Origin of the sequence: Campylobacter sp. CFSAN093238 (genome assembly GCF_012898015.1) — a bacterium.
Classification (GTDB): domain Bacteria; phylum Campylobacterota; class Campylobacteria; order Campylobacterales; family Campylobacteraceae; genus Campylobacter_D; species Campylobacter_D jejuni.
On record NZ_CP040611.1, the window covers coordinates 722,303 to 744,064 of the forward strand.

The window sequence follows — 21,762 nt, forward strand, 5'->3', positions numbered from 1 at the left end:
AAAAAGGACTTAAAATCTTTTAAATTATAAAGTTTCACTAGCTTAGTAGATTTTATAAATTAACTCTTTTGGTTTTTGTCTTATAAACTAAAAGCTTTTTTATAAATCTTGTTTTTTAATTTAAAAACTTTTCTTTTAAAAATGATTTTTTGTTTTGTTCTTTTAACTTAGTATTGTTATTCAAATCTTATTAGTCAATCTTTGAAATCTAAATAAGTGATCGATTGAGCCAGAAAGATTTAGGCATAAGTAATTATGTAAAATCTATTCAATCTAATAATTAAAAAGATTAAAAGTTTTTCTTTTAATCTTTCATAACTTTTTCTTTGAAGAAAAAGATTAAACTATCTATAATTTTTATGGAGAGTTTGATCCTGGCTCAGAGTGAACGCTGGCGGCGTGCCTAATACATGCAAGTCGAACGATGAAGCTTCTAGCTTGCTAGAAGTGGATTAGTGGCGCACGGGTGAGTAAGGTATAGTTAATCTGCCCTACACAAGAGGACAACAGTTGGAAACGACTGCTAATACTCTATACTCCTGCTTAACACAAGTTGAGTAGGGAAAGTTTTTCGGTGTAGGATGAGACTATATAGTATCAGCTAGTTGGTAAGGTAATGGCTTACCAAGGCTATGACGCTTAACTGGTCTGAGAGGATGATCAGTCACACTGGAACTGAGACACGGTCCAGACTCCTACGGGAGGCAGCAGTAGGGAATATTGCGCAATGGGGGAAACCCTGACGCAGCAACGCCGCGTGGAGGATGACACTTTTCGGAGCGTAAACTCCTTTTCTTAGGGAAGAATTCTGACGGTACCTAAGGAATAAGCACCGGCTAACTCCGTGCCAGCAGCCGCGGTAATACGGAGGGTGCAAGCGTTACTCGGAATCACTGGGCGTAAAGGGCGCGTAGGCGGATTATCAAGTCTCTTGTGAAATCTAATGGCTTAACCATTAAACTGCTTGGGAAACTGATAGTCTAGAGTGAGGGAGAGGCAGATGGAATTGGTGGTGTAGGGGTAAAATCCGTAGATATCACCAAGAATACCCATTGCGAAGGCGATCTGCTGGAACTCAACTGACGCTAAGGCGCGAAAGCGTGGGGAGCAAACAGGATTAGATACCCTGGTAGTCCACGCCCTAAACGATGTACACTAGTTGTTGGGGTGCTAGTCATCTCAGTAATGCAGCTAACGCATTAAGTGTACCGCCTGGGGAGTACGGTCGCAAGATTAAAACTCAAAGGAATAGACGGGGACCCGCACAAGCGGTGGAGCATGTGGTTTAATTCGAAGATACGCGAAGAACCTTACCTGGGCTTGATATCCTAAGAACCTTTTAGAGATAAGAGGGTGCTAGCTTGCTAGAACTTAGAGACAGGTGCTGCACGGCTGTCGTCAGCTCGTGTCGTGAGATGTTGGGTTAAGTCCCGCAACGAGCGCAACCCACGTATTTAGTTGCTAACGGTTCGGCCGAGCACTCTAAATAGACTGCCTTCGTAAGGAGGAGGAAGGTGTGGACGACGTCAAGTCATCATGGCCCTTATGCCCAGGGCGACACACGTGCTACAATGGCATATACAATGAGACGCAATACCGCGAGGTGGAGCAAATCTATAAAATATGTCCCAGTTCGGATTGTTCTCTGCAACTCGAGAGCATGAAGCCGGAATCGCTAGTAATCGTAGATCAGCCATGCTACGGTGAATACGTTCCCGGGTCTTGTACTCACCGCCCGTCACACCATGGGAGTTGATTTCACTCGAAGCCGGAATACTAAACTAGTTACCGTCCACAGTGGAATCAGCGACTGGGGTGAAGTCGTAACAAGGTAACCGTAGGAGAACCTGCGGTTGGATCACCTCCTTTCTAGAGTACAAAGTAATAAGTCTCACAACTATTACTTCAATATATAAACTCAATTGATTCTTGTTTAGATTTCAAAGATTGATGATAAAGCTAATTGTTTATGGGGAATTAGCTCAGCTGGGAGAGCGCCTGCTTTGCACGCAGGAGGTCAGCGGTTCGATCCCGCTATTCTCCACCATTTATTAAGGGCCTATAGCTCAGCTGGTTAGAGTGCACCCCTGATAAGGGTGAGGTCACAAGTTCAAGTCTTGTTAGGCCCACCATAAAAAAGATTTGAATAAAGAAGCTTTAAAATCTAAAGCAAGTATATAAAATAGATTAAATATAAAATATAAACTCTATACTTAGATTTATTTTTATCTTTAACTATAAAAGAATATACTTTAATAGATATAAGTAGCATATACATTATGCATTTATATTTATAATGATTATGTTAATATATATACTTCCTTTAGGTTTTAAACCTAAATGTTCTTTTTAATTATCATTGTTAAGAGTCACAAGCAAGTTTTAATAAAAACAATTTTACAGGACTTGTTAAAGGATAAAACCTATTTATCTTTTCTTTAGTTTAACTTAACTTTTAGCTGTCTTCTCTTCTATGAATAAAGAGAATATTAGATTTAAGGATTATAAATTAAAGACAAGTTTCAAACTCACTGCTTAGTTGAGACTAAATCATTTAGTTTTATATTAAGTGTTTGAATGCTTTCCGTCTTAAGATAAAGAAGTCTTATCATAAAAACTTTAACAAGGAAGTGATGCGTTTTAGAATCAATAATAAAAGGTAAAAAAGGTAAGCTACTAAGAGCGAATGGTGGATGCCTTGACTGGTAAAGGCGATGAAGGACGTACTAGACTGCGATAAGCTACGGGGAGCTGTCAAGAAGCTTTGATCCGTAGATTTCCGAATGGGGCAACCCAATGTATAGAGATATACATTACCTATATAGGAGCGAACGAGGGGAATTGAAACATCTTAGTACCCTCAGGAAAAGAAATCAATAGAGATTGCGTCAGTAGCGGCGAGCGAAAGCGCAAGAGGGCAAACCCAGTGCTTGCACTGGGGGTTGTAGGACTGCAATGTGCAAGAGGTAAGTTTAGCAGAACATTCTGGAAAGTATAACCATAGAGGGTGATAGTCCCGTATGCGAAAAACAAACCTTAGCTAGCAGTATCCTGAGTAGGGCGGGACACGAGGAATCCTGTCTGAATCCGGGTCGACCACGATCCAACCCTAAATACTAATACCAGATCGATAGTGCACAAGTACCGTGAGGGAAAGGTGAAAAGAACTGAGGTGATCAGAGTGAAATAGAACCTGAAACCATTTGCTTACAATCATTCAGAGCCCTATGTAGCAATACAGGGTGATGGACTGCCTTTTGCATAATGAGCCTGCGAGTTGTGGTGTCTGGCAAGGTTAAGCAAACGCGAAGCCGTAGCGAAAGCGAGTCTGAATAGGGCGCTTAGTCAGATGCTGCAGACCCGAAACGAAGTGATCTATCCATGAGCAAGTTGAAGCTAGTGTAAGAACTAGTGGAGGACTGAACCCATAGGCGTTGAAAAGCCCCGGGATGACTTGTGGATAGGGGTGAAAGGCCAATCAAACTTCGTGATAGCTGGTTCTCTCCGAAATATATTTAGGTATAGCGTTGTGTCGTAATATAAGGGGGTAGAGCACTGAATGGGCTAGGGCATACACCAATGTACCAAACCCTATCAAACTCCGAATACCTTATATGTAATCACAGCAGTCAGGCGGCGAGTGATAAAATCCGTCGTCAAGAGGGAAACAACCCAGACTACCAGCTAAGGTCCCTAAATCTTACTTAAGTGGAAAACGATGTGAAGTTACTTAAACAACCAGGAGGTTGGCTTAGAAGCAGCCATCCTTTAAAGAAAGCGTAATAGCTCACTGGTCTAGTGATTTTGCGCGGAAAATATAACGGGGCTAAAGTAAGTACCGAAGCTGTAGACTTAGTTTACTAAGTGGTAGGAGAGCGTTCTATTTGCGTCGAAGGTATACCGGTAAGGAGTGCTGGAGCGAATAGAAGTGAGCATGCAGGCATGAGTAGCGATAATTAATGTGAGAATCATTAACGCCGTAAACCCAAGGTTTCCTACGCGATGCTCGTCATCGTAGGGTTAGTCGGGTCCTAAGTCGAGTCCGAAAGGGGTAGACGATGGCAAATTGGTTAATATTCCAATACCAACATTAGTGTGCGATGGAAGGACGCTTAGGGCTAAGGGGGCTAGCGGATGGAAGTGCTAGTCTAAGGTCGTAGGAGGTTGTACAGGCAAATCCGTATAACAATACTCCGAGAACTGAAAGGCTTTTTGAAGTCTTCGGATGGATAGAAGAACCCCTGATGCCGTCGAGCCAAGAAAAGTTTCTAAGTTTAGCTAATGTTGCCCGTACCGTAAACCGACACAGGTGGGTGGGATGAGTATTCTAAGGCGCGTGGAAGAACTCTCTTTAAGGAACTCTGCAAAATAGCACCGTATCTTCGGTATAAGGTGTGGTTAGCTTTGTATTAGGATTTACTCCGAAAGCAAGGAAACTTACAACAAAGAGTCCCTCCCGACTGTTTACCAAAAACACAGCACTCTGCTAACTCGTAAGAGGATGTATAGGGTGTGACGCCTGCCCGGTGCTCGAAGGTTAATTGATGGGGTTAGCATTAGCGAAGCTCTTGATCGAAGCCCGAGTAAACGGCGGCCGTAACTATAACGGTCCTAAGGTAGCGAAATTCCTTGTCGGTTAAATACCGACCTGCATGAATGGCGTAACGAGATGGGAGCTGTCTCAAAGAGGGATCCAGTGAAATTGTAGTGGAGGTGAAAATTCCTCCTACCCGCGGCAAGACGGAAAGACCCCGTGGACCTTTACTACAGCTTGACACTGCTACTTGGATAAGAATGTGCAGGATAGGTGGGAGGCTTTGAGTATATGACGCCAGTTGTATATGAGCCATTGTTGAGATACCACTCTTTCTTATTTGGGTAGCTAACCAGCTTGAGTTATCCTCAAGTGGGACAATGTCTGGTGGGTAGTTTGACTGGGGCGGTCGCCTCCCAAATAATAACGGAGGCTTACAAAGGTTGGCTCAGAACGGTTGGAAATCGTTCGTAGAGTATAAAGGTATAAGCCAGCTTAACTGCAAGACATACAAGTCAAGCAGAGACGAAAGTCGGTCTTAGTGATCCGGTGGTTCTGTGTGGAAGGGCCATCGCTCAAAGGATAAAAGGTACCCCGGGGATAACAGGCTGATCTCCCCCAAGAGCTCACATCGACGGGGAGGTTTGGCACCTCGATGTCGGCTCATCGCATCCTGGGGCTGGAGCAGGTCCCAAGGGTATGGCTGTTCGCCATTTAAAGCGGTACGCGAGCTGGGTTCAGAACGTCGTGAGACAGTTCGGTCCCTATCTGCCGTGGGCGTAAGAAGATTGAAGAGATTTGACCCTAGTACGAGAGGACCGGGTTGAACAAACCACTGGTGTAGCTGTTGTTCTGCCAAGAGCATCGCAGCGTAGCTAAGTTTGGAAAGGATAAACGCTGAAAGCATCTAAGCGTGAAGCCAACTCTAAGATGAATCTTCTCTAAGCTCTCTAGAAGACTACTAGTTTGATAGGCTGGGTGTGTAATGGATGAAAGTCCTTTAGCTGACCAGTACTAATAGAGCGTTTGGCTTATCTTTAATAAAGCATCACTTCCTTGTTAAGGTTTTTAAGAAGACTTTGAATATAGATAATATTTAGAGTTTAATAGAAATCTTTCAAGTAAAGTTTGTATTAGAACTTGCTCTTAACATTGTTTTTTAAGTATTTTATATAAAAACTTATCAAAGATAAAAGATAAGAAAAGAAGAAAGAGAATAAAAGATTAAGTTTTATTCTTAAATTCAATCTTTCAAAGAATATTTAAATAACAATGTCCGTGATTATACAGATGTGGAAACGCCTTGCTCCATCCCGAACCAAGAAGCTAAGCACATCGTGGGTGATGATACTACGCCTTACTGGCAGGGGGAAAGTAGCTCATTGCGGACTTGTTAATTCTGCTTTATCTTATTCTTATAGATTTAAAATCTTAGTTTTTATATGTCAATCGTTGTTTTTATATTTAATTATTTTTTTATGTTTATAGGTTTAATTAGCTTGGGTTAATTTAATGGTTGTTTGAGTTGCTTAGTTTATATGTTTTTATATCTCAATTATTCTTTTTATTTATTGAATCTTTTGTATCAATAATTAATCTTTTATGTTTACTTGTATAGGTTTATTTATTCAATCTATTTTTATGTGTCAATTGTTCTTTATATGTCTAGTTTATATTTTATTATGTAGGTTGGGTTTATTCAATAATTGGGTTGGATTTTTAATCACTCAAGTTTATTTTATAGTGTTTATTGAGGTTTTATGGGTTGGGGGTTGTTTATGATGAAATAAATATTGCTGTAAATACATGCAAGGGTTTAGTGTTGTCTAAAAAAAGATTACTTGCTTTAAATTTATCTTTTTTTATTCAATAAAACTCTCACTTCTTAAGTGGGAGATGAATTGCTTACAGTGTTAGTTGTACGGCTCTAGTTAGGTATTTGACATAATCAGTATTTTTATAGAATACCTATGCGGAATAATGCTAGAAACTCTTAAAAAATATGCAGAAAATCAAGGCATAGAAGATAATTACCCTAAGAAAAAATATATAACCAAAAAGAAAAAAAGCCCTAATGGAACAAAGCAATGCAAATAACCAAAGGTTTTAAATATAGAATTCTACCTAAACAAAGAACAACAAAAGCTTATTAATCATCAATGTTTCATCTATATCAAGCCTATAATATTTGTTTAAATTTACAGCAAGAGCAGTGGGATAAAAATAAGAATTTAGATAAAAAAGATAGGAGTTATTTAAAGGCAAGTAAGATAGATAATCAATAAAACTAGCCTTATAAAAGCAAGAGAATTAAGCTATAAAAGTGTTGTAACCCAACAAGCAAGGATTAATCTTCTCGTGCCTTAGAGCAAGCAATTAGAGATAAAAAAAAGGCTTTCCCAAATTTAAAAACTCTAAATTTGCAAAGCAAAGCTTTAATTGGAATAATCAAGCCTACAAAATCAAAGATAGTGATACTACTAAGTTTAAGATATTTAGACTTATGAATACATTTTTTAAAATGCGTTATCACAGAGATTTACCAAATACTTATAAGTTTAATCAAATCACTATTATCAAAAATCACAATAAATACTATTTAGCTTTTAGTATCATTTATGATGAATCAAATGTTTCTTTAATATCTAGCAAAGATTTTGATATTAAAAAAGCAGTTGACATTGATTTAAATATCAATGAGATTACCTTAAGCAGTGGAGAGTTATTAAAGCTACTTAGTAGAGCTGAATATTAAAAGATTGCAAAGAAAACAAAGCAGGAGAATATTAAAAACAAAAAAGGAGAAAACAAAGTTAAGCCATAATTTCAAAAAAACACAATTAAAATTAAATAAAATCTATGAAAAAAGTTCAAATATCAAAAAGGATAGTTATCACAAGATAACTTCAAAACTCATACAAGAATTTGACTTGCTAGCAGTTGAAGATTTGCAAATTAAGAATATGTGTAAAAGAGCTAAATTAAAGAATATAAAAGCTAAAAGTGGTTTAAATAAATCTATTCTTAATACTTCATTCTATCAATTCTCTCAATATCTAGAGTATAAAGCAAAGCATAATGGCAAATTCTTTATAAAAGTCAATCCACAATATACAAGCAAAACTTGTAGTGTATGTGGAAATATCAAAAAAAATCTTATGTTTAAAGATAGAGTGTATCTTTGTGAAAAATGTGGCAATACTTTACATAGAGATATTAATGCTGCAAATAATATCTTAAAGCGTGGATTAAAGTCGTTTGGGTTAGGAATTAGCCTTGAGGACTATAAACTCAAAGCCTTTCGAATTAGCTAATACTAGTTAGCTTTAGCTAGGAAGCTTCTACTTCTAAGCGTTAGCAAAGCTGGAGTGATTTGTATTAAAAATAGAGTATATTGTGAAAGATTTAGCTTAATTTATATACCAATGGTATTTTTATATGAAAAGTTTTTTCATATTGTGGAAATTTTTTAGAAGCTATGCGTATAGTTTCTAAAGCACTTTTATTTAGAAAATCATATTTTGAAGGCTTAAGTATTTTTAAATTTTCTAATTTCTTTTCTTTTGTCCAGGTAAATTCTACAAGAACCTCCCCACTCATACGCATTTTTCTAGCTTGTCTAGGGTAGATTAGGGCTTCATCGATTGCTGATTTTATTTCTTTTAAAAGCTCACTATTACTAGTTAAAGATACGCTTTGGTAAGAGCTGGCTTGTGGAGTTTGTTGCTGCATGTTTGTATCTTTTTTGGGTTGACTTATTGCCTTTGCATTTGCTGGAGGGATTATTTTTTTAGGTTTAGCGATAGGTTTTTCTTTTCTCGGTTTTATTTTTTTTATTTCTTGCACAGGTTCTTTGGGTTGCACATTCGAAGGCTCTTGTATAGTTTGTGTAGGTTGTGTCGGTTTCATATCGGAGGAATTTTGTACAAAATGTTTGATTGCCATATTAAATTTATTTTCTTTAATAGTTTCATTGGGTTGTATGTGTAAAAAATCTTTAGAATAAAGAAAAACAAAAAATAAAGGTGTAAAAACAAATAAAGTGATAAAAGAAGATTGGTTTTTATGATTGCTTATAAATGTTTTCATCTTTTACTCCGTTATGATTTTATTTTTTGATTTAAATATCTTTATTTCTTAAACACATTCTATGATAAATTGTTTAAAAAGATAAATTTTGAAACAAATTTCACAGAGAAAAATAACAATCAAATAATCAAGCTTGTATCTAAAAGATATTTAATTTTTGCTATTTACTTCTCTAAAAAAACTTATATTTTTAAGAATTATAGCAAGAAAAAATAAATTTTTAATTAATACTAATTATCACAATTGATACAAAATTTATCTTAAATTAATAATTATTATCATAATATTTTGATTTCTAAATCAATATTTAACAAAAGGAGAAAAATGAAAAAAATATGTCTATCAGTTTGCGCCATTGGTCTCTTAAGCTCCAATGCCATATCGCAAAATGTAGAACTAGATAGCTCAATCGTTAGTGCTTCTGGCTTTACTCAAGATATTAAAGAAGCTCCTGCTACTATCAATGTTATCAGTAAAAAAGAATTACAAAGTAAGCCTTATAGAGATGTTGCAGAGGCTATCGCAGATATCCCAGGCGTTGATTTATATGCTAGCAAGGGAAAAACAGGTTCTTATAATATTACTATGAGAGGTATTACGGGATATACTTTGGTTTTGATTGATGGACGCCGTCAGGGTATTGGTGGGGAAGTTGGTCCTAATGGCTTTAATGAAATTTCAAATTCTTTATTGCCTCCAATTTCTAGCATAGAAAGAATAGAAGTTATAAAAGGTCCTATGAGTACTTTATATGGCTCCGAAGCTTTAGGCGGGGTGGTAAATATCATTACCAAAAAAGTAAGTGATAAATGGGAAACTTCTGTAAGCTTGGACGCTCTTTTAAATGAAAATAAAGATTGGGGCAATACTTATGGAACAAGTATTTATTCTAGTGGTCCTTTGATGAATGATAAATTAGGTCTAACGCTTCGTTTTAGAGAATTTTATAGACAGCAATCTAATGTTGAATTTACAAATGGAAGCGGGCAAAGAGTTCAAGGGGATCAAGCTCAAAGTCCTACAAAGGCAAATAATTTTAACATAGGAACAAGAATTAGTTATTTAGCTAATGATTATAATACTTTTATATTTGATATAGATTTTTCAAGAAATCATTACGACAATAAACAAGGTCAATTAGGAACCATCACAAGTCCAGGTAGTACACAAGGTAGCTTAACGGGTGGTTATGCAGATATTATGGAAGTTGATAAATTTGTGACTTACTTAAGTCATGAGGGTGTTTATGAAAATTTTTCTATTACCTCGACTTTGCAATACAATAGAGTAAGCAATAATGGTCGCGAAGTTGTAGGACAAGCAACGCAGCCATTTTTGGGAGAAAATAGAGATATAGTCGCAGAAGATATTATCTTAGATACAAAATCTGTCATTCCTTTAGGACAGAATCATATTTTAAGCGCAGGTGGTGAATATAGGCTTGAAAAAATGCAAGATAAAATAGCTAATCCGACCAATTTTGATCAGTATTTATTGGCAATATTTGCAGAGGATGAGTACAGCATAAAAGATAACTTAAGATTGACTTTTGGAGCAAGATACAATCATCATGAAATTTTTGGAAATAATATTTCGCCAAGAGCTTATCTGGTTTATAATCCTACTGATGAACTTACTTTAAAAGGCGGTGTATCTACGGGTTTTAGGACTCCTTATGCAAATCGTTTGATAAATGGAGCTTATAATTATAGTGGTCAAGGTAGATTCCCTATATATGGAAATCCTGATTTAAAAGAAGAGACATCTTTAAATTATGAAATAGCAGCTATTTACAATAATGATTTGTTTTATGTTTCTGCGACAGGTTTTTTAACAAATTTTAAAGATAAAATTTCAACCCAAAGATATGACAAAAATAATATGATTCCAGGAATTGGTACTTGTAATGCTGATAGATGTTTTAGAGCGATCAATCATGGTAAGGTTGAGTACAAAGGTGTAGAGCTTGGAGCAGGGATAAGCCCTCTTGATAATTTAAATGTAAATTTTGCTTATACTTATCTTGATAGTGAGGTTAAAGAAGCACAAGATAAAAGTGTGATAGGTAAACCTGAGCAGGATAGTTTAAAACATAATATTATGTTGAAAACTGAATACAGCTTCTATAATAAAATTACCCCTTGGATAAAAGGCGAATGGCAAATAGATCGCTATATGGGTGATACTAATATAAATAGGGAATATTATAAGGATATCTTTTTAGCTTCTATGGGTGTGCGTTATGATATCAATAAGCAATGGAGTATCAACGCAGCTATTTATAATCTTTTTAACAAAAGTTTTACAGATGGTTGGGAATCTTATCAAAATAGCAGTACTACTACTTGGGTCAATACTTACAATCGCATAGAAGAAGGAAGAAGAATATATATTTCCATTAATGGTAGTTTTTAAGCTTTGATAGAAAAGCCAAAGAGCTTGTAAAGGCTTCTTTGGTTTTTTGTTTATAGCATCTTGTGCTTTTAAAAAAGTTAAATTATCGAATCTATTTAAAATTTCTTATCTAATTATCACCCTGTTTACCAATATTGAAATATATCCTATCCTTATAAAAAAGTAACTAATAAAACTTTAGTTATATAGACTAAATAAAATTAAGTATATTTTTTTATATTTATACTTGACAAAATAACACTCAATGTTGTATAATATATCTAGCAATCAAAAAATAGAGTGCTAGATATAAAGGAAAACATGATGAAAAGTCGAGATAAAAAGGATTTGATTTTAGAGTCTATTATCCAAACTTATCTTTTGGATAATGCACCTATTGGTTCTAATGAATTAAATTCAAACCTTTGTATACCTGCTTCGACTATACGCGTTTATCTTAAAAGACTTAGCGATGAGGGTTTGATCACTCAGCTTCATATAAGTAGTGGTAGAATTCCTACTATTTTAACGATGCAAAATTATTGGCAAAGTTTTTGGGAAAAAGAACAAGATAAAAATATCCATATCAAAAACGAAAGCTTTTTGAAAGAGTTAAGTAAAGAATTTGAAATTTATTGTCTTGTTTATGGAGGTAGAAGTTTAGTACTTAAAGAAGTACTAGATCTTAATACTAAATTTATAGTGCTTGATTTTGAAGATGAAGAGCTGGTTTTAAAATACGAAAAAGAAGCGTGGAATTTTTTACAAAGTCTTATAGGGCTTGATCTTTCTAGTATAGAAAAAATAGCTTTGAGAGTTCATTTTATAGATCTTGTAGAAAAAATAGCTAGCTTAAGACAAAATTTGATTTGCTATAGAAGCAATGAAGAAAGAGCTTATCAAATTTATCAAAATGATGAATTTGTTAAGCTCTTAGATTGTCAAATTCACCGTCATTTTAAAGAAAGTCTTGAATTTGAACCTTTATTTAAAGAAGGTTTTATGGGGCTTAAGGTAGATGCGCAGTTTTTGGGCGAAGATGTAAATATTATCTTAGCAGGTAGTGTTTATACGGATTATAAAAAGATATTACAATACATAAAGGAGGCGGCATGAGCGAACAAAAGCAAGAAATTGAAAATGAAAATGCACAAAATTCTGAAAATTTGCAGGATGATTTGCAAGATAATGAAAAAAACGAAACAAATGAATTACAAAAAGAATTAGAGGAATTAAAAGATAAATATATGCGTGCAAACGCTGAATTTGAAAATATTAAAAAAAGAATGGAAAAAGAAAAGTTAAGCGCTATGGCTTATGCAAATGAAAGCTTTGCTAAGGATTTGCTCGATGTTTTAGATGCTTTAGAAGCTGCTGTTAATGTCGAATGCCAAGATGAAATTAGCTTAAAAATCAAAGAAGGAGTGCAAAATACTTTAGATTTATTTCTTAAGAAACTTGAAAAACATGGGGTGGCTCTTATCAAAAATGAAAAAGAGTTTGATCCTAATTTACACGAAGCAATGTTTCATGTAGATAGTGAAAACCATCAAAGTGGTGAAGTGGTTCAAGTGCTTCAAAAAGGTTATAAAATAGCCGATCGCGTGATCCGCCCAACCAAAGTTAGTGTAGCAAAATAAATTTTAATAAAAGGATAAAAAAATGAGTAAAGTTATAGGTATAGATTTAGGAACAACCAATTCTTGTGTTGCTGTGTATGAACGCGGCGAGAGCAAAGTAATCCCAAACAAAGAAGGAAAAAACACAACTCCTTCAGTGGTAGCTTTTACAGATAAAGGCGAAGTTTTAGTAGGCGATAGTGCAAAACGCCAAGCGGTAACCAACCCTGAAAAAACCATTTATTCTATCAAAAGAATTATGGGTTTAATGATCAATGAAGATGCGGCTAAAGAAGCTAAAAATAGACTTCCTTACCACATCACCGAAAGAAATGGTGCGTGCGCAATAGAAATCGCAGGTAAAATTTACACCCCACAAGAAATTTCAGCAAAAGTTTTGATGAAATTAAAAGAAGATGCAGAAGCTTTTTTGGGTGAAAGTGTTGTAGATGCGGTGATTACTGTGCCTGCTTATTTTAACGATGCGCAAAGAAAAGCGACAAAAGAAGCGGGAACGATAGCAGGACTTAATGTATTAAGAATTATCAATGAACCTACTTCAGCAGCTCTAGCTTACGGACTTGATAAAAAAGATAGTGAAAAAATTGTGGTTTATGATCTAGGTGGGGGAACTTTTGACGTTACTGTGCTTGAAACTGGCGATAATGTAGTAGAAGTTTTAGCAACAGGTGGTAACGCTTTCTTAGGTGGTGATGATTTTGATAATAAACTTATAGATTTTCTAGCTAATGAATTTAAAGATGAAACAGGCATAGATCTTAAAAATGATGTTATGGCTTTGCAACGCTTGAAAGAAGCAGCAGAAAATGCTAAAAAAGAATTAAGCTCAGCTAATGAAACTGAAATTAATTTACCATTTATCACAGCAGATGCAAGTGGGCCAAAACATTTGGTTAAAAAACTTACTAGAGCTAAATTTGAAGGTATGATTGATTCTTTAGTGGCTGAAACCATCACTAAAATCAATGAAGTAGTAAGCGATGCAGGGCTTAAAAAAGATGAGATCAAAGAAATCGTTATGGTAGGGGGCTCTACTCGTGTTCCTTTAGTGCAAGAAGAAGTGAAAAAAGCCTTTAATAAAGATCTTAATAAGTCTGTAAATCCTGATGAAGTTGTGGCTATCGGTGCGGCGATTCAAGGTGCGGTTATAAAAGGTGATGTAAAAGATGTGCTTTTACTTGATGTTACTCCGCTCTCTTTGGGTATAGAAACTCTAGGCGGGGTAATGACTAAGATTATCGAAAAAGGTACAACTATTCCAACTAAAAAAGAGCAAGTTTTCTCAACCGCTGAAGATAATCAAAGTGCTGTAACTATCAATGTTTTACAAGGGGAAAGAGAATTTAGTCGTGATAATAAATCTTTAGGAAATTTCAACCTTGAAGGAATTCCACCAGCACCACGCGGTATGCCACAAATCGAAGTTACTTTTGATATCGATGCAAATGGTATTTTAACTGTTAGTGCAAAAGATAAAGCAACAGGTAAGGCTCAAGAGATCAAAATCACAGGTTCGAGCGGACTTAGCGAAGAAGAAATTAACAACATGGTAAAAGATGCTGAACTTCACAAAGAAGAAGATAAAAAACGCAAAGAAGCTGTAGATGCTAGAAATGCAGCTGATAGCTTGGCTCATCAAGTAGAAAAATCTTTAAGTGAGTTGGGTGAAAAAGTTGCCGCTGCTGATAAAGAAAATATCCAAAAGGCTCTTGATGATTTGCGTGAGACCTTGAAAAATCAAAATGCAAGCAAAGAAGAGATTGAAGGTAAAATGAAAGCTTTAAGTGAAGTTTCTCATAAGTTAGCTGAAAATATGTATAAAAAAGATGAGCCAAACACAGCAAATGATAAAAAGAAAAAAGATGACGATGTAATCGACGCTGAAGTTGAGTAATCTTCTAAAATCTTCATTCAAGCCTTGTTAAAAGGCTTGAACTCAATTCTATTTTATCTTATTTAATTTTTAAAAATTTTTTAGTAGTGATTTTATATAATATATTATTAATAAAAATATAAGGAACACATTATGGAACAAAGCCAATTCCAGCCCATTGTCAACTTTATATGGAGTGTGGCAGATGATTTGCTTCGTGATGTTTATGTAAAGGGCAAATACCGCGATGTTATCTTACCCATGACAATCATAAGAAGAGTTGATGCGGTTTTAGAGCCTACAAAAGATAAAGTTCTTAAAACCTACAATACCTATAAAGATGAATTTGAAAATTTAGAATCTTTGCTAGGTGGAAAACAAGGGAATAAACTAGGCTTTTTTAATTATTCTCGATTTAATCTACAAACCCTTCTAAACGATCCAAAAAACATAAGAATAAATTTTGAAAATTATCTTGATTGTTTTAGTGAAAATATCAAAGATATCATTTTAAAATTTAAATTCAAAAACCAACTCGATACCCTAGAAGAATCCAATATACTTTTTGGTGTTATAGAAAGATTTTGCTCGCCTAAGGTAAATTTCGGTATAGAAGATATTTTAGATGAAAAAGGTAATGTTATCCATAAAGGCTTGAGTAATCTTGGCATGGGGTATGTTTTTGAAGAGCTTATCCGTAAATTTAACGAAGAAAATAATGAAGAAGCCGGAGAGCACTTTACCCCAAGAGAGATTATAGAGCTTATGACTCATCTTGTATTTTTGCCTGTAAAAGAGCAGATCAAACAAGGAACATGGCTTATTTATGATAATGCTTGTGGAAGTGGTGGTATGCTAACAGAATCAAAAGAATTCATCACAGATCCTGAAGGACTTATACAGTCAAAGGCAAATATTTATCTTTACGGACAAGAAATCAACCCTGAAACTTATGCTATATGCAAAGCAGATATGCTGATAAAAGGCGAAAATCCAGAGCGCATAAAATTTGGTTCTACCTTAAGCAATGATCAACAAAACTTACAATTTGATTTCATGCTTAGCAATCCACCTTATGGTAAGTCTTGGGAAAATGATCAAAAAATTCTAGGCGTGGAAAAGAAAGGTTCAAATTCAACTTGTAATGATCCAAGATTTAGTGTAGGCATTACAAGCAAAAGCGATGGACAAATGATGTTTTTGCTTAATATGCTTAGCAAGATGAAATTTGACACCCCTTTGGGTTCTCGTATCGCAAGCGTGCATAATGGAAGCTCACTTTTTAACTCAGATAGCGGTATGGTAGCTATAAGAAAGCATATCATAGAAAACGACTATCTTGAAGCTATAGTCGCCCTACCTACTAATATGTTTTATAATACAGGAATTCCCACTTTTATATGGATCATCACCAACAAAAAGTCAGAACACAAAAAAGGCAAAGTCCAGCTTATAAACACTACAAATGAAGAATATTTTTCAAAAATGAAAAAGTCTTTAGGCTCTAAACAAAATGAAATGACTAAAGAACATATAGAAAAAATCACTAAATTATTTTTAGAAAATGCAAGTAATAAAGATTGCAAGATTTTGGATAATGAAGACTTTGGCTATATTAAAATCATCATAGAAAAACCAAAAAGCATAGAAGCTTTAAAAGATGATGAAAAATTTGCAAAACTAAAAGACAAAGATAAAATCTTAGAAAAATTACAAGAATTAGAACAAAATCCACAAGACTTTAAAAACAGAGAAGAATTTATCAAATTTTTAGGCGTAAAGCTCAAAAAAAGCGAAGAAAATCTCATCATTGATAGCGATAAAACTAACAATACTGAAAAAATTCCACTCAAAACAAATATACAAGGCTATTATGACACAGAAGTAAAGCCTTATGTAGCAAACTCTTGGATAGCGTGGGAGAGTGTAAGTGTGGGCTATGAAATACTTTTTAGCAAATATTTTTATACCTACACACCACCAAGAAAGCTAGAAGAGATAAATAACGAATTAGAAAAGCTAGAAAAAGAAGTGCAAGATCTTTTAAGAGAGATTGTGCAATGAAAAATTTCAAAGAGAGTGGCATAGAATGGCTTGGGGAAATTCCGGAGCATTGGGAAGTGGTGAAAATCAACAAGATAGTAACTTTTGTAAATGGATATGCTTTTGAAAACTTTGATTTTAATCCAATTTTTGAAATTCCTGTGATTCGTATCGGAGATATGCAAAAGGAAAAAATTTTATATGACAATTGCCTAAAAACAAAAGAAAAAGAAAAATTGAAACAATTTTTAATTAGTAATAATGATATTTTAATTGCTTTAAGTGGAGCAACCACAGGAAAAATAGCATTTTGTGATACTGATAATAAAGCTTATATCAATCAAAGAGTTGCCATTGTTAGAAGTAAATTAAAACTTGTAAAATATTATTTTTTAACTAGAGGATTTTCATTACTTATTGAGCTTGCTTGTAATGGATCTGCACAACCAAATATTTCAACCAAAGAAATAGGGGAATTTAAAATTCCACTTCCACCACTAAAAGAGCAAGAGCAAATTGCAAATTTTTTAGATGAAAAATGCAAAAAAATAGCAAATTTCATAGAGAAAAAAGAAAAACTCATCACACTTTTAAAAGAACAAAAACAAGCCCTGATAAATGAAACTATCACAAAAGGACTTGATAAAAATATAAATTTCAAAGATAGTGGCATAGAATGGCTTGGAGAAATTCCACAACATTGGAGGATTGTGAAGCTTAAATATGTAGCTTTTACAAACATAGGATTGGTTTATACTCCAGATGATATTATTGAAAATCCTGATGAAGGATATCCAGTTTTGCGTGCCAATAATATTCAAAATGGAAAAATAGATTATCAAGATTTAATTTATATAAAGTCTAAACAAATTGGAAAAAAACAAATTATCTCCAGTGGAGATTTATTAATGTGCGTCAGAAATGGTAGTGAAAATCTTTTAGGAAAAACAGCAAAAATTCAAGATGGATATTTTTCTTTTGGAGCTTTTACAGCAATTATCAAAAGTCAATTTAATGATTATTTTTATTGGATTTTTCAAACAAATATGTTAAGAAAATCTATTGCTAGTTTTTCTGCTTCAAATGGAATTGGGCAAATTTCACAAGACGATATTAAAAATTTTATTATATCTTTTCCACCCCTAAAAGAACAAGAGCAAATCGCACAATTTTTAGATTCTGAAATTTCTAAAATAGATAAAATTATAGAAAAAACCAAAAAACAAATAAAACTCATAAAAGAATACAAAACCACACTCATAAACCAAGCGGTTTGTGGTAGGATTGATTTATAAAAGGAGAAATATGGAAGAAAATAATTTAGAATATATAAAACAAAATTTTCAAATTCATTATTATTTTGATGATAACTCTCATTCAATGAATGCTTTTGTTCGTAATGCTATGGAAAAAGATTTTTTAAATTTTATTAATGAAATAGGAAATATTTTAGATATTAAAATTAAACTTGAAAGTCAAGCAAGAGAAGAAGGTGGGCTAAAGGAAAATATAATAATATGTTTAATAGGGTCCGCTTTATGTTATTTTGCTCCGGCCGTAAATAATATTTTAACTTTTTACTTAACAGAACAAAATAAGTTACAAAATGCAGATTTGAAATTAAAAGATCTTGAGCTTAAGCTAAAAGAACTTGATTTGAAATTAAAAGAAGAAGAATTAAAAAATAAAAAAACTCAAAATGAATATATTAAAAAAATAGAAGAAAATCATAAAATATATAGATTATTATCAAATTTTTATAAAAAAGTAGAAAATTATGAAAAAATTAAAAAAATAGGATATCAATTTAACAATTCAAATGAATTAATTATTGAACGAGAACAATTTAAATCTTTTATTATTGAAGAGAATAAAGATATAGAAACCATTGAAGAAGCTGAAATAGAAATCATATCACCTGTATTAAAAGAAGGTAAATATAAATGGAGGGGTATTTATAATGGAGAAAAAATTGATTTTAGTATGGGTGATAGTGGTTTTAAAAATGCTGTCATTAGGCAAGAATATAATTTTATTAATGGAACGACTATTAATTGTCAATTGGAAATCAGTAAAACTTTTGATGATTATGGAGAAGAAATTAAAACATCATATAGAGTAAAAAAAGTTTATAGTATACAAGCTAATGATATTTCTAAAATTACAAAATTTGGCCAGAAAAGAAGAAAACAAAAAGAAGAAAGTTTAGAACCAACTTTATTTGATTTCACAAAAGATACTAAGGACTAACAATGACTAACTACCAAGAAAAAGATTTAGAAAATTTCATAGAGTCTTACTTGTTAGAAAACCATGCCTATATCAAAAGAACAAATGAAAATTACGATAAAAATTTATGTTTAGATGTAGAGCTTTTTGAAAATTTTTTACAAGCTACGCAAAGTGTAGCACTTGAAGAGCTTAAAAAGCGTTGCGGACAAAACTATAAAAAAGAACTTTTTGATCGTATTTTCTCGCAGATTAAAACCAAAGGCATAGTTAAAGCCTTGCAAGGCTATGTAGAGATCAAAGGCATCAAAATTTACCTAGCCTTTGCCAAGCCAAATACCAATGCAAACGAAGAAAGCGTGAAAAAATACGAGCAAAACAGCCTTTCTATCATACGCCAGCTTCACTATAGCACGCAAAATAAAAACTCCCTTGATATAGTGATCTTTTTAAATGGCTTGCCTCTTATCACCATAGAGCTTAAAAACCATTTCACAGGACAAAATGTCTTTCACGCTATAAAGCAGTATAAAAAAGACAGAAACCCAAAAGAAGCTATATTTAACTATACGATAGTGCATTTTGCGCTAGATCATGATCTTTGTTACATGAGTACGAAATTAGATCAAGATGCGACTACATTTTTACCTTTTAACCTTGGTTTAAATAATGGTAGTGGCAAAATAGGCTTAGCAAATGGAGCAGGTAATCCTTCAAGTGATGGTATAAAAACAGCTTATTTGTGGGAGAAAATCTTTAAAAAAGATACTTTGCTAAATTTATTTTTTAATTTTGTGCAAGTTGTAAAAAAGAAAAATGAAGAAATCATCATATTTCCTAGATACCATCAATTCGATGTAGTAGAAAAGCTACTCGCCCATGCAAAAGAAAACGGCACAGGGCAACGCTACTTGATCCAGCATAGTGCAGGAAGTGGCAAGAGTAATTCTATATCTTGGCTTGCACATAATCTCGTAAGCTTGCATAGACTTGAAAAAAATATCTTTGATTCTATCATCGTAGTAACCGATAGAAAAGTGCTTGATAGTCAAATAAGAGAAAATGTAAAATCCTTTTCGCAGACAAAAAATTTAGTAGAAGTTATCACTCATGGAAGCAAACAGCTTAAAAATGCTTTAGAAGAAGGTAAGAAAATCATCATCACAACCATACAAAAATTTCCTTTTATTTTAGATGAAATCAAAACTTTAAAAAGCAAAACTTTTGCTATCATTATCGATGAAGCTCATTCAAGTCAAAGCGGAAGCAATGCTCAAAAAATGGCAGAAGCCATAAGGGATAAAAGCGGCGATGAAAGTCAAAATTTAGATGATGAAATTTTAGAAATCATAAAAAATAAAAAACTCCAAAGTAATGCTTCTTATTTTGCATTTACCGCTACGCCTAAGCCAAAAACCTTAGAAATGTTTGGTATGCCTTGTGATGTTAATGGAGAACAAAGGTTTATCCCTTTTCATCTTTACTCGATGAAACAAGCCATAGAAGAAGGATTTATACTTGATGTACTAAAAGGTTATACAACCTATAAAAGTTATTATAAAATCATATCTTGTACAAATGATAATCCAAAATACGATAAAAAAAGAGCCAACGCAAAACTAAAAGCTTATGTGCAAAACAATATCAGAACAATCGAGCAAAAATCACAAATCATGTGCGAGCATTTTTTCCAAAACAGCTTTAAAAAGATAAAAGGTAAAGCAAAAGCTATGATCGTAACAAGTTCAAGAGAGAATGCTGTGAAGTATTATCTTGTTTTTAGGGAATATTTAAGAAAAAATTATCCACATTTTAAAGCCATTGTAGCTTTTTCAGGTGAAGTAAATTTAGAAGGTGAAATTTATAGCGAAAGTGCTTTAAATGGTTTTGCGGAAAATGTTTTAAAAGATGAGTTTAAAAAAGATGAGTATCGTTTTTTAATCGTTGCGGAAAAATACCAAACCGGATTTGATGAGCCATTATTACATACTATGTATGTGGATAAAGCATTAAGTGGGGTAAGTGCAGTACAAACTCTATCAAGACTAAACCGAACTTGCAAAAACAAAGAAAACACTTTTGTGCTAGATTTTGTAAATACTCATGAAGATATAGCAAAATCTTTTAGTGTGTTTTATGAGCAAACTTATTTAAGTGAAGCCACAGATGATAATAGAATTTTTGATTTAAAGGCAAATCTAAATGAGTATGAAATTTATACCCAAGAAGAAATAGATGATTTTGCAAATGCTATTTTAAGAAAAGAAAAAGAAAATATCATTCATGCAAAATTGGACATAATGCTAGATAGATTTAATCAAAAAAGTGATGATGAAAAATTAGATTTTTATAATAAAGCAAAAACTTATCTTAAAGAGTATTCTTTTCTTGCACAAATATTGCCTTATGAAGACATAGAGCTTGAAAAACTCTATATATTACTTAAAAAACTTGCTAGTAAGATCATCTTGCCTAAATCAGAGGATTTAGCTAAAGGAATTTTAGATAATGTGGATTTTGATAGTTATCGCTTGCAACTTGATAAAACACAAGACATCGTTTTACAAGGAAATGGAGAGCTAAAGCCTTCGTTTGCAGATGGTTCGAGCAAAAGTGTTGAAGCTGAATTAGAAGAACTTTCAAACATCATCAAAGATTTTAATAACAAATACGCAAATATAGACTTTAATGAAAGCGATAAAATTGCTAAAATCTTATATGATATAAAAGATGATATAGCAAAAAATGAAAGAATACGTGAAACTTTTAGCAAATCCGATATACAAAATTCTCGTATCGAGTTTGATGCGCTTTTAAAAGATAAAATTCAAGATATCTTGGAGTTAAATTTAGAACTTTTTAAACAATTTAATCAAAATATAGAATTTAAAGACAAGATAGCAAATACCATGTTTAATATGGTTTGTAATGATTTTTAAAGTATAAAATTGTCAAAAAAG

Annotated in this window: 11 protein-coding genes, 2 tRNA genes, 3 rRNA genes and 1 pseudogene; 16 read left to right on the top strand and 1 reads right to left on the bottom strand. The window is 33.4% G+C overall.

Annotated elements, in window-relative coordinates:
* The first annotated feature begins 356 nt into the window (after positions 1 to 356).
* The 8 genes and pseudogenes from FBF21_RS03835 to FBF21_RS03865 all read left to right on the top strand — a co-directional run bounded on the left by FBF21_RS03835 (position 357) and on the right by FBF21_RS03865 (position 7,848).
* Positions 357 to 1,869: ribosomal RNA gene (locus tag FBF21_RS03835) — 16S ribosomal RNA — on the top strand.
* A gap of 102 nt (positions 1,870 to 1,971) precedes the next feature.
* Positions 1,972 to 2,047: transfer RNA gene (locus FBF21_RS03840), tRNA-Ala, on the top strand.
* An 8-nt stretch (positions 2,048 to 2,055) separates the two neighbouring features.
* Positions 2,056 to 2,132, top strand: a tRNA-Ile gene (locus tag FBF21_RS03845).
* Between the two features lie 534 nt (positions 2,133 to 2,666).
* Positions 2,667 to 5,573, top strand: a 23S ribosomal RNA gene (locus tag FBF21_RS03850).
* Positions 5,574 to 5,808: 235 nt separating this feature from the next.
* Positions 5,809 to 5,925: ribosomal RNA gene (gene rrf, locus FBF21_RS03855) — 5S ribosomal RNA — on the top strand.
* Together the 16S, 23S and 5S rRNA genes with 2 tRNA genes alongside form the textbook arrangement of a ribosomal RNA operon.
* Positions 5,926 to 6,514: 589 nt before the next feature.
* A pseudogene (locus FBF21_RS03860) lies at positions 6,515 to 6,609 on the top strand (hypothetical protein).
* 428 nt (positions 6,610 to 7,037) lie between these two features.
* Positions 7,038 to 7,289 carry a hypothetical protein gene (locus FBF21_RS09175; RefSeq protein ID WP_002796993.1) on the top strand — a complete coding sequence of 84 codons (252 nt, stop codon included), beginning with the start codon at positions 7,038 to 7,040 and terminating at the stop codon, positions 7,287 to 7,289.
* 4 nt (positions 7,290 to 7,293) lie between these two features.
* The gene (locus FBF21_RS03865) at positions 7,294 to 7,848 is read left to right on the top strand and encodes an RNA-guided endonuclease TnpB family protein (RefSeq protein ID WP_002780048.1); all 555 of its coding nucleotides are present in this window, start codon (positions 7,294 to 7,296) and stop codon (positions 7,846 to 7,848) included.
* A gap of 91 nt (positions 7,849 to 7,939) precedes the next feature.
* On the opposite strand, the gene FBF21_RS03870 is transcribed toward FBF21_RS03865, so the two are convergent.
* Complete coding sequence (locus tag FBF21_RS03870) at positions 7,940 to 8,623, bottom strand: energy transducer TonB (RefSeq protein ID WP_002859789.1); 684 nt, start codon at positions 8,621 to 8,623, stop codon at positions 7,940 to 7,942.
* A 324-nt stretch (positions 8,624 to 8,947) separates the two neighbouring features.
* On the opposite strand from FBF21_RS03870, the gene cfrA reads away from it, so the two are divergent.
* The 8 genes from cfrA (at position 8,948) to FBF21_RS03910 (ending at position 21,741) form a co-directional block, all read left to right on the top strand.
* Positions 8,948 to 11,038, top strand: coding sequence for a TonB-dependent ferric enterobactin receptor CfrA (gene cfrA / locus FBF21_RS03875; protein WP_002914513.1), 2,091 nt, complete (start codon positions 8,948 to 8,950; stop codon positions 11,036 to 11,038).
* 300 nt (positions 11,039 to 11,338) lie between these two features.
* Positions 11,339 to 12,133 (top strand): HrcA family transcriptional regulator, encoded by a 795-nt coding sequence (locus tag FBF21_RS03880; RefSeq protein WP_011049776.1) that lies wholly within the window; start codon positions 11,339 to 11,341, stop codon positions 12,131 to 12,133.
* Positions 12,130 to 12,657 (top strand): nucleotide exchange factor GrpE, encoded by a 528-nt coding sequence (grpE, locus tag FBF21_RS03885; RefSeq protein ID WP_002914514.1) that lies wholly within the window; start codon positions 12,130 to 12,132, stop codon positions 12,655 to 12,657. Before FBF21_RS03880 ends, grpE begins: the two co-directional genes overlap by 4 nt.
* A 22-nt stretch (positions 12,658 to 12,679) precedes the next feature.
* Positions 12,680 to 14,551 carry a molecular chaperone DnaK gene (dnaK, locus tag FBF21_RS03890; protein ID WP_002875867.1) on the top strand — a complete coding sequence of 624 codons (1,872 nt, stop codon included), beginning with the start codon at positions 12,680 to 12,682 and terminating at the stop codon, positions 14,549 to 14,551.
* 132 nt (positions 14,552 to 14,683) lie between these two features.
* The gene (locus FBF21_RS03895; RefSeq protein ID WP_002913373.1) at positions 14,684 to 16,594 is read left to right on the top strand and encodes an N-6 DNA methylase; all 1,911 of its coding nucleotides are present in this window, start codon (positions 14,684 to 14,686) and stop codon (positions 16,592 to 16,594) included.
* Positions 16,591 to 17,868 carry a restriction endonuclease subunit S gene (locus tag FBF21_RS03900; protein ID WP_002882530.1) on the top strand — a complete coding sequence of 426 codons (1,278 nt, stop codon included), beginning with the start codon at positions 16,591 to 16,593 and terminating at the stop codon, positions 17,866 to 17,868. The genes FBF21_RS03895 and FBF21_RS03900 overlap by 4 nt, the downstream gene beginning before the upstream one ends.
* 10 nt (positions 17,869 to 17,878) lie before the next feature.
* Positions 17,879 to 18,823, top strand: coding sequence for a hypothetical protein (locus FBF21_RS03905; protein WP_002882532.1), 945 nt, complete (start codon positions 17,879 to 17,881; stop codon positions 18,821 to 18,823).
* A 2-nt stretch (positions 18,824 to 18,825) separates the two neighbouring features.
* Complete coding sequence (locus FBF21_RS03910; RefSeq protein ID WP_002913376.1) at positions 18,826 to 21,741, top strand: DEAD/DEAH box helicase family protein; 2,916 nt, start codon at positions 18,826 to 18,828, stop codon at positions 21,739 to 21,741.
* The last annotated feature ends 21 nt before the right edge of the window (positions 21,742 to 21,762 follow it).